This is a genomic window from Enterobacter sp. 61D5, assembly GCF_034107965.1.
GTDB classification, from domain to species: Bacteria; Pseudomonadota; Gammaproteobacteria; order Enterobacterales; family Enterobacteriaceae; genus Enterobacter; species Enterobacter cloacae_M.
On the sequence record NZ_JAWNFK010000028.1, the window covers coordinates 3,258 to 4,266 of the forward strand.

3 protein-coding genes are annotated in these 1,009 nt (G+C 65.0%); all 3 read left to right on the forward strand.

Annotated features, from left to right (window positions below):
- Window positions 1-248 (forward strand): phosphonate C-P lyase system protein PhnG (gene phnG, locus UTM25_RS21745; RefSeq protein WP_320715341.1); only part of this gene is annotated, 248 nt, incomplete at its 5' end.
- Window positions 245-829, forward strand: coding sequence for a phosphonate C-P lyase system protein PhnH (phnH, locus tag UTM25_RS21750; protein ID WP_047653070.1), 585 nt, complete (start codon window positions 245-247; stop codon window positions 827-829). The genes phnG and phnH, both read left to right, overlap by 4 nt.
- Window positions 829-1,009: carbon-phosphorus lyase complex subunit PhnI (locus UTM25_RS21755; RefSeq protein WP_320715343.1), on the forward strand; the 181-nt coding region annotated here is incomplete at its 3' end. The genes phnH and UTM25_RS21755, both read left to right, overlap by 1 nt.

Here is a 1,009-nt window from a genome sequence, read left to right on the forward strand (position 1 = left end):
GCGCGGCAATCCGCCTGAACAGCGGCACGCTGGGCTACAGCTACGTGCTGGGGCGCGACAAAGCGCACGCCGAGCGCTGCGCGGTGATCGACGCGCTTTTACAGGAACAGCCGTATTTCCAGACGTTAATGGAAACCCTTATTACCCCGCTGGAAGCCGACCGCGCCGCGCGCATTGCCGCACGTCAGGCCGAAGTGAATACCAGCCGGGTCGACTTCTTTACGCTCGTTCGCGGAGACAACGCATGACGCTTCAACCTGCTTTTACCCTGGCCGTCCAGGATGCCCAACACAGTTTTCGTCGCCTGCTGAAGGCGATGAGCGAGCCGGGCGCGATCGTCTCGCTGCACCAGCTCTCCCAGGGCTGGCTGCCGCTGAATCTGGCGACCACCAGCGTGCTGCTGACGCTTGCCGACAACGACACCCCGGTGTGGCTTTCGGGCGCGCTGTCGAACGATATCGCCAGCCAGAACCTGCGTTTTCACACCAGCGCTCCGCTGGTCGATCAGCCCCAGCAGGCGGTTTTTGCCGTGGCTGACGAGCAAATCAGTCATGAGCAATTGAACGCCCTGAGCGAAGGCAGCGCCGTCGCCCCGGAGACCAGCGCCACCCTGATTTTGCAGGTCTCCAGCCTGAGCGGCGGCCGCATGCTGCGCCTCACGGGGGCAGGCATCGCCGACGAGCGCATGGTCGCGCCGCAGCTGCCGGAGTGCATCATTCACGAACTGACCGAGCGCCCGCACCCGTTCCCGCTGGGCATTGACCTGATCCTGACCTGCGGCGAGCGCCTGCTGGCAATCCCGCGGACCACCCACGTGGAGGTGTGCTGATGTACGTTGCCGTCAAAGGGGGCGAGAAGGCCATCGCCGCCGCCCATGCGCTACAGGGGCACAGACGACGGGGCGATGAACGGCTTCCCGAGCTGAGCGTCGCCCAGATTGAACAGCAGCTAAACCTCGCCGTAGACCGCGTGATGACCGAAGGCGGCATCGCCGATCGCGAGCTGGCGG

Coding starts and splice junctions, on each gene's coding strand:
- phnH (WP_047653070.1), top strand. CDS start 245: ATGACGCTTCAACCTGCTTTTACCCTGGCCGTCCAGGATGCCCAACAC.